Origin of the sequence: Roseibium hamelinense, assembly GCF_007830545.1 — a bacterium.
GTDB lineage: Bacteria > Pseudomonadota > Alphaproteobacteria > Rhizobiales > Stappiaceae > Roseibium > Roseibium hamelinense.
In genome coordinates, this window is the sequence record NZ_VLLF01000019.1 from 1 (window position 1) to 8429 (window position 8429).

Genomic DNA, 8429 nt, shown 5'->3' on the forward strand with positions numbered 1-8429 from the left:
GAAGCCCGCCGGAGTTTTTTCGCAAGCTGCTGCGGATCGGGCGCCAACTCCCGGCCCTGGAGCGGCAAACCATCTTCAAGCCGCGCTTTATCAAGCGCGGGCTGAGTCGCCGTACATAATATAATTGTACAGCCATAGGAGTTAGCTAGCTCCTCAAGCATCCGCATCGCAGGTTTCAAGAGCGGCCGCGGCAGTGTTTGTGCCTCGTCCAGGATGATCACGGACCTGGCAATGTTGTGCAGCTTTCGCGCCCGTGATGGCCTGGACGCAAAAAGGCTTTCGAAAAACTGGACATTTGTCGTCACGACCACCGGCGCCGCCCAGTCTTCCATCGCGAGCTTTAGTTTGCCGCGCTGCTGCCGGTTTCCGGTTGTTTCCTCGTCAATCGCGGAATGGTGTTCCAGCACGACATCTTCGCCCAAGACCTTCCTGAAGATGTCGGCCGTTTGGTCAATGATTGATGTGAACGGGATCGCGTAGATTATCCGGCGATGACCATGAATTCGGGCATGATCCAAGGCAAAGCCGAGAGAGGCGAGTGTCTTGCCGCCGCCAGTTGGGACGGTTAGCGTAAAAAGACCGGGAGTATCCCGGGCTTTACCCAGCATGTGATCCAGAATATTGGACCTCAGCTTGTTGAGGTCATTTGATAGATTTCGCTTGTGATCCATGAAGGCGGAAAACCGGTCTGACAAAACAGGCAGGCTTTCCTGAAGACTTGGCCACTCACGATCGTGAAAACGGCTTTCAAGGGCAGCGTAATAGGCCTCCGTATCCTTGAAATCAGCATCTACAAGACACGAGAAAATCATCCGCGTAATTACGGACATGGAGAAGAATGCGCCCTTTTTGCCGATGAAAGACGATAACAGCTCCGGTGATATGCTTCCGAGGGCTACGTCCAGTTCTTCTTTCCACACCGGATCTAATGCAGGCAACTCAGCCGCCAAGCGCCGATCAAGACACGCTGCGGTCTCGTTTTGCCGGTCAGGCAACCCAGCGTGATGTCCAGCAATGCAATAGGCGATCAACTCAGCTGTTACGCGATCCAGATTGTTTTCCGTAAAAATGTCCAGCACTGCAATTGCGCCAGCTGTCGAGTGATCGACCCGGATGTCTTCACCTTCAAGCCGCCTTTGAAAAGGTGGGCTGTACTTTCCCAAATCGTGAAGAAGTCCGGCGAAATACGCCGCGCGATCCAGTCCGCAGTCATGCCCATACTTGGAAGCCAGCTCTCCTACCGCGACCAAGTGAGCATCCAGCTTCTGCCAGTCACTCTTATCCTGTTCTCGGCCCGAATGCGCAAAATTCATTGGTATACCGTCTCGAAACAATATGCTTCCAAAGGGGAGATAAAGCTTTGCTGCAGGTCAAAAATTCACAGTTTTTAGTTGAAGAAATTTATGACGCGAAACGTCCAGCCAGACAACAGTGTTTGGAAGCTAAACTGAATTAGCGGGTCCTTTCAGCTAACTTCATTGTCCTACGGGGACATTCGCGACCGCGGGACATAGACGTCTGCGGTGGCAGTCAAGGTGTCAGGATCATTGTCAGGGTCAGGTTTGTCGAGTTGTAGAACTTCCTCGGCGAACTATCAAAGCTTGCGGTTCCCTTTGAGATTTCTCAGTTTTTTGCGGGCTCGTTTACCGCCGTGGGCCGGGCAAATACACAATATTAATGGGCGCCTAGTGTTGATGTTTATCAATGCCTTCAACACGACGGGATCAACAAAGATATATCGATATGGTTAGATAAAGCTGTCCTTGCCAGAGCGCTCATTGTTAACAGTTCGGTGTATCCAGAAAATTCATCTTCAGGGACAATACACGCGAGTTGAAGTTGCATTTCAGCGGCATAATTTAAGCTGCCCTTAACAAAATCTGACGCAGAGTAATATTCCGAAAAGCCAGTAAACGCAGTGTCATGCGTTGGTATTTTAAGGCTACTTGCTGCTAGGTGTTAGACATATGACCACGCGCCTATGGTTGATCATTCTCTCTTTGATTTCGAACGCTCTAGCGCTTGCCCTGCCACTCGCGCTTATTCAGGTATACGATCGTATACTTGCAAATCAGGCAGTCGGAACTGCCATCGTCATTTTCTCTGCAGTCGCGCTCGCCATCCTGTTAGACGGAATCGTGAAGTACGCAAGGACTGCTACTCTTGGGCGCCTCGCGGCGGAAGCCGAATATCGTCTGTCTTTGAAAACAGCCGAAAAACTGCTGACCATCGACCAAGAAAAGTTGAAGGAATTCCGACCCGGCCGGATTCGGGAGCTTTTTACAGCCATCAACAAGTCAAACGATGTGCTGGTTGGGCAATCCACACTGGCCCTGTTTGATGCCCCTTTTGCGATCAGCTTTTTGATCCTGGTCTGGTTCTTGGGTGGGCCCACGGTTCTTGGTCCACTTTTTGTCTTGATTGTTTTCGGGGCGTTTGCGCTTTTTTGCGCCGCCCGGCAAGCTCGAGCCGGTTTGAACCTGTTTGAGGCCTCGGCGGATCAGGCAAGTTTGATCATGACCCGGCGCGAAGAACTGGATCAGATCATCGAACGCGGACATCTTGGTGAGTTCGCAGGCAACGTGCGCCATCATGAAAAACGGCGCGCCGCTGCGCAAGAAATTGCCGAAAGCAATCTTGCCGCGGCGCTAAACCTCAGCCAAACCGGCGGTCTGGCAACAACGGTGTCGGTACTCGGGATAGGATCCCTGGTTGTTCTTGCCGGAGACATGACCACCGGCGGGCTGGCGGCCTGCCTTATTCTGGGGCAAAGAGGCGTTGCCGGCCTGCTCGGGCTCATCAATGCGCTGGCGCGGCGGCAGGTCTCGGCATCTGCACTGAAATCCATCCAAAGCCTTTTATCTCAAGCGTCGGCGTCGTCTCTGGAAGCTCAAGTTCGACCTACTGACGCAAGTGTTGGATTGCGATTTCAAGTGGGGCAGGAAACCTGTGAAGCCCAACCTGGGCACTGTCTGGTAATCCGCTCCCAATATGCTGGCCAGAGAGACCGGGTCTTTCAAGCGCTTGCACAAGCACTGGAACAAGGCAAAGGGGATCCTCGCAAACAGGTTGCCGCGGTCGAACTCTTTACGAGCGATGGCGTGAGCGTACCTGCACGCGATTGTCATGTGACGGTCTGTGATGCCAACCCAAAAGTGTTCAACGGCACCGTTTTGGAAAACATGACTGCCTTTGATACCGAGGCGACAGATCAAGCCATGTTCTATTCGGAACACATCGGTCTGTCGGAAGCGATTGGGCGTCTGCGAGATGGTGTCGAAACACCGTTATCCCCTGGCCTTGGAATCCCCTTTTCGGACGGACATGCGAAACGTTTAATGCTTGTCCGCGCCTTATCGGGAACGCCGCAAATCTTGCTGCTGAACCGGCCATCACAATACCTGGATGCGGCGGGGACTTCGCAACTGGCCGGCCTTTTGAAAAGTCTGGATGGCAAGACCACTGTGATTGCGTTCGAAGGCGCTGATGCTTTCACATCGCAATTCGAAGAGGTATTCGAGCTGCCGGATTTAGCGGCCGATAGGGAGATCGCAGCATGAACGTCCAATCCGGCCTGACCAGACAAACCGCAGCGCTCGAGACCTCGGCCGTTATTCCATCAAGGCAACCCTCCGACCTTGAAGCTATCCTGTTGAAATCGCTTGCCGGTCTTGGATGGCGGCGGTCCGACGATGTTTTGACGGCCGCCATGCCACACGAGTCTAACGTCCGCACCCTCGATGAAGCAGCCATGGTGCTTGATCTCGTGGATGTCGGCGCCAGCGTTGAAACAAAAATTCCGGCCGCCTGGCGCAGCGGGCTGGATGGCGCTCTTATTGTTCAGGACAAGCACGGGGTTCATGCGCTCATCCGGGAAGACTCCCGCGAAACGGTCGTCTCTTCTTCGAATCTCACACCGGAAAAGACAGCGCACCGCGTCGGCGCTGCCGAAAAACTTCTTTTCATTCACAATCCTGAACACCCCGTGGCGGCGGTGCACGCGGTGTCAATCCGCAACCGGATAAAACGGGGCGTTGGAACGGCGCTCTTTTTGTCTCTTATCATCAACGCCCTTGCATTGTTCATTCCGTTCTTTTCGATGACGATTTTCGATCGGGTGCTCGGCGCACAGGCGTCTCAAAGTCTGGTCCCGCTCTTGACCGGGGCCGGTGTTGTTCTGCTGGCAATCCTCGTCCTGCGCAGCTTCCGGTCCAGACTTCTGGCCGCCGAATATGCGCGTCTCGGGTCAACGGTGAGGCTGATGTCCTTGTCGCGTATCCTGCGTTTGCCACATGCGATGCGGCAGCGGCTGGGGTTTGACCGGCTACAGAACCGCTTGCAGAGTACGGCGCAGAGCGCAGAAGTGTTCGCGTCACAGAATACGGCGGCAATTTTCGATGCTCCCTTTGTCCCGCTCTCCATTTTTGCCATTGCCTTTGTCGGAGGATGGATGGCGGTTGTTCCGGCCGTTTATCTGACCTTGTTTTTTTCGTTGAGCTGGGTGCTCAGCGAAACCCGGCAAAGCCTGGACCCGCAGCTGGAAAACGCCAATGCCAAGCGCGTCGAAGCGCTCACCGAACTGAGTTCGAAAGCGGCCGACATTCAGCACATCGATCACGGGGCCTCGTGGTTTGCGCGCTTTGCCTCGACGGCGCGTCAGGCTGCCTTTGCGAAACACCGTCAGGCAACGCGGAGTGCGGCATTGCAGTCGCTTGCCTATGTGTTGGGCACCGGGGCTGCTCTAACCACTTTGTGCGTCGGTCTGGCCCTTGCGATGCAAGGGGCGATTACGGCTGGCGCCCTCATTGGCACCATGCTTTTGACCTGGCGTGTCACCGGACCCTCTCAGGCATTCTTTCTGGCTTTGCCGCGGCTAAAGGGAATTCGAACGGCGATTTCTGGGCTAGATCAAGCGTTTTCCTGGGGGACCTCTCAAGCCAGGCCGGCCGCATTGGAAAAGCTGGACGTAGGAGCACCAGCCATCAGCGGGAAGGGACTATACTTTAAGTATGATCAAAGTGCGGAGCCCGCGATCACGGGTGTTACATTCGAATGTGCACCAGGCTCGTTGACCATTGTTATAGGACCGAACGGATCCGGCAAATCCACCTTCTTGAAGATGGTCTCTGGGCTACTCCTGCCGCAATCAGGCCGCTTGTCGCTCAATGGCAGGTCCGTGACACAGTACGATCCTGATGACCTTGCCCGGGCCACGTATTATTCGCGTTTGGAGAATCTTGGCGATGGGACTTTGGCTGATCGAGACCCTAAGCCCGCCCTTGCGGAGCACAGCCAAAACAACGAATCGTTTGATCCAACGTGCCGTTTGATTGTGCTGGATGACACAGGCGGTTCAGGGGCAAATGGCGGACGCACCGGGCTGCGTGCGTTGTTGGAACAAGTCAAGGGAACGGCGACCGTTTTTCTGGCCACCCACGATACCTCCCTCGCCGAACTTGCCGACAATGCTTTGGTGCTGGATGAGGGGGCACCGGCCTATTTCGGTCCGGTAACCCCCCCGGGCCAACAGACGATTTCACCGTCCAAGGGGATGAGCTGATGACGCCTTCGAATCTCGATGAAAAATTTGAATTGAACGACGGCAAAGCCGTGAAGCTCACCAACATGGCGGCCGCGGCAATCGGTGTCTGCCTGGTTGCATTCGTCGCCTGGTCGGTCATGACCCCAATTGACGAAGTCGCAAAGGCGCGTGGTGTTGTCGAGCCGATCAGCGAAGTGCAACAGCTTCAGACGGAGCACGGCGGTGCTCTTGCCTCCGTGCTCGTGCGCAAAGGAGACGTTGTCTCCCGCGGGGATACAATCGCGATCTTCGATCACGAAGATGTTCGCTCAGAACTTCGCGAGGCACAAGCAAAAGCGCTTGCTCTTGCCCTTGAGAAGGAGCGGCTGCTTGCTCTGGTTGAAAATCGCGCGCCTGTGTTTGACAGCGTCGCAGGGGAAGCGCTGGCCCCTCTCGACCTTATCGCAGTCAAAACAGGTCAAGAAACTCTGCCTCAAGAAGATATAGAGGCGATCCAGGAGCTAATTGACCGCGAAGTTGCCGCTCTGGAAGCAAGAAAGGCCTTCTTGGAAAATGAACGCGACGTCATAAACCGCCAGGTTGCGGAGAAAAGAGCGGATCTTCAGGCGATCAGCAGTGAGCGGCCAGCGGTTGAGCGGCAGCTCGCAGTGGCCAAGGAGTTGACCACCACACTGCACGGACTGGTTGACCGGGGCCTCGCACCGCGTCCTCGTCTGATCGAGGCGGTCCAGGAAGAAGCCCGGTATGACTACGAGCTCGCAACGCTTTCGGGCCGGAAGGCCGTTATGGAAGCTGAGATTGCTGAATTGCAGGAAGATATGGAGCGTATCGACCTCAATGAGGCCGCTGAAGCCCGGAGCCGGATCGCCGAGATCAATGGCGAACGCCGTGTTGTCGACGAGCAGATTGGACGTTTACGCCAGCGTGTCCTGTCAACGGAGCTCAAGAGCCCGGTTGCCGGCTACGTGCAGTCCGTGCCGGACACGGTGGTAGGGCGCGTAATCGAGCCCGGTGGCATGGTCGCTGAAATTGTTCCGAGGGATGTTGGTTTGCGTTTTGCCGCGCAACTCCAGCCGCGCGACGTCGGATTTGTGTCTGTCGGCCAAAAGGTTGTCCTCAAGGTTGATGCCTTTGATTTCAGCCGGTACGGCGCACTGGACGGCTCTGTCATGGAGGTGTCCCCAACCACAATCGTGGACGACCGCGGGGCCGCTTTTTATGAAGTTCTGGTTGAAGTGCCCGTGACTTATTTCCGGGACAATCCGGAGCAGTTTGCACTCCTGCCGGGAATGACGGGCGAGGCGGACATCCTCACCGGCAAGAAAACGGTGTTTGAGTACATTTGGAAACCGGTCTTCACCAATCTGGATCTGGCGCTGAGCGAACGCTAGGAGCTTGAGCAATGAGCGATCAAACAGGCAAGAACCCAAACCGCCTTTCGGACAAGGACGAGCTTCCGGAAGAGGTCAAAAACGCCAAGAAAATTCAGTCCGAAGAAGGATTTGGCTGGACCATCGACGCAGAAGGGCCGGACGCATCGTCAGTCCTCCCGCCTTCCAGCGATAGTGCATATGCTGGTCGCATGGACAAACCTGCGGCATCCGGCGCACAGCCCGGGTCACATGGCGGCTCCCAAGACGTAACAAGACCATCCCAAGCCCCGGTTTCACCGTCTGACCAAGAGGCACCGGCTGCATCACACGGCTTGCAGGCCGGTCAAGATACCCAACCTGCGGCAGGTCCCCGAGTGGGGCTGAACGCGGCGCCAGAACTCCCCCACGCATCGGGTATTTCTCAAGCGGGGGCCCTGTCAGGCATGCCTGGCCAAACAAAGGCTTTTGCGGCGCCACCGTCGTCACACGGATCCGCCCCTGTCCCTGATGCCGGAACCCCGCCGCCTCCGGGGGGTGCGCACACGCCGCCGACCCCGACGGGCACGACACCACCTCCTGGGGGAACACACACGCCGCCGACCCCGACGGGCACCACACCACCTCCGGGGGGTACGAACACGCCACCGACCCCGACAGGCACCACGCCGCTTCCAGGTGGAACCAGCACACCGCCAACCCCGACGGGCACGACAACCACTGCCGCAAAGATTTCAGGGCTGGACACCGATACGGCCACAGAAGACCTGAATGTAGTCGCTGGAAACTTGACAGCTGGCGGACTTCTTACGGTGAAAGACCCGGATGCGGGCCAGGACAAATTCCTGGCTGTCGCAGCCGTGCAGGGGCCGGCGGGATATGGCAGTTTTTCGATAGATGAGAACGGGCGCTGGACGTATACGGCTGACAACAGCCAAGCCGTCATTCAAGCGCTCAAACCGGGCAACAGCCTGATCGATAGATTGACCGTACAAAGCGCGGACGGAACGACCCATGAGCTGCGTGTTATCATTACTGGGTCAAATGACGTTCCAGTTCTCAAAGCAGCGACCGCCTCGGCCACCGAAGATGGCAGCGCGGTCAGCGGCCAGATGTCGGCGGCGGACGTGGACAGCGGCGATACGCAGAGCTTCTCCATCGCGCAGCCGGTCGACGGGTTCTCGCTGAACGCGGACGGGTCGTGGAGCTTCGATCCCACCGACGCGGCCTATCAGCATCTGGCGGCTGGCCAGAGCCTGCCCCTGTCGATCCCGGTGACCGTCACCGACAGCGAAGGGGCAACGGCCCAGTCCAACCTGGTCATCACGGTGACCGGGACGAATGACGCGCCCACGGTCGATCCGGCATCGGTCGACACCGGTCAGGTGACCGAGGATGTCACACGGGCGCCCATCACCGGAACGTTGCAGGGGCTGGACCCCGACACGGGCGACACGGCGACGTGGGCGCTCGAAAGTCCGTCCATGAGCGCCTACGGGCAAATGGCGATCAGCCCG

The 8429-nt window shown here is 56.9% G+C and carries 5 protein-coding genes; 4 read left to right on the forward strand and 1 reads right to left on the reverse strand.

What is annotated here, in order from left to right:
• Positions 1-1313 (reverse strand): CRISPR-associated endonuclease Cas3'' (locus tag JM93_RS21550; protein ID WP_145346740.1); only part of this gene is annotated, 1313 nt, incomplete at its 3' end.
• Between the two features lie 654 nt (positions 1314-1967).
• Here JM93_RS21550 and JM93_RS21555 point away from each other — a divergent pair.
• The 4 genes from JM93_RS21555 to JM93_RS21855 form a co-directional block, all read left to right on the forward strand.
• A complete protein-coding gene (locus JM93_RS21555; RefSeq protein WP_145347752.1) occupies positions 1968-3560 on the forward strand; it encodes an ABC transporter transmembrane domain-containing protein in 1593 nt (530 codons plus the stop codon).
• Entirely contained in the window at positions 3557-5560 is a 2004-nt protein-coding gene (locus JM93_RS21560) for an ATP-binding cassette domain-containing protein (protein WP_145347754.1), read from the forward strand. The genes JM93_RS21555 and JM93_RS21560 overlap by 4 nt, the downstream gene beginning before the upstream one ends.
• Complete coding sequence (locus tag JM93_RS21565) at positions 5560-6933, forward strand: HlyD family type I secretion periplasmic adaptor subunit (RefSeq protein ID WP_145347755.1); 1374 nt, start codon at positions 5560-5562, stop codon at positions 6931-6933. The genes JM93_RS21560 and JM93_RS21565 overlap by 1 nt, the downstream gene beginning before the upstream one ends.
• 11 nt (positions 6934-6944) lie before the next feature.
• Positions 6945-8429, forward strand: a 1485-nt coding sequence (locus tag JM93_RS21855; RefSeq protein WP_208995400.1) for a VCBS domain-containing protein, incomplete at its 3' end; no start/stop codon positions are given.

Coding starts and splice junctions, on each gene's coding strand:
- JM93_RS21555 (WP_145347752.1), top strand. CDS start 1,968: ATGACCACGCGCCTATGGTTGATCATTCTCTCTTTGATTTCGAACGCT.
- JM93_RS21560 (WP_145347754.1), top strand. CDS start 3,557: ATGAACGTCCAATCCGGCCTGACCAGACAAACCGCAGCGCTCGAGACC.
- JM93_RS21565 (WP_145347755.1), top strand. CDS start 5,560: ATGACGCCTTCGAATCTCGATGAAAAATTTGAATTGAACGACGGCAAA.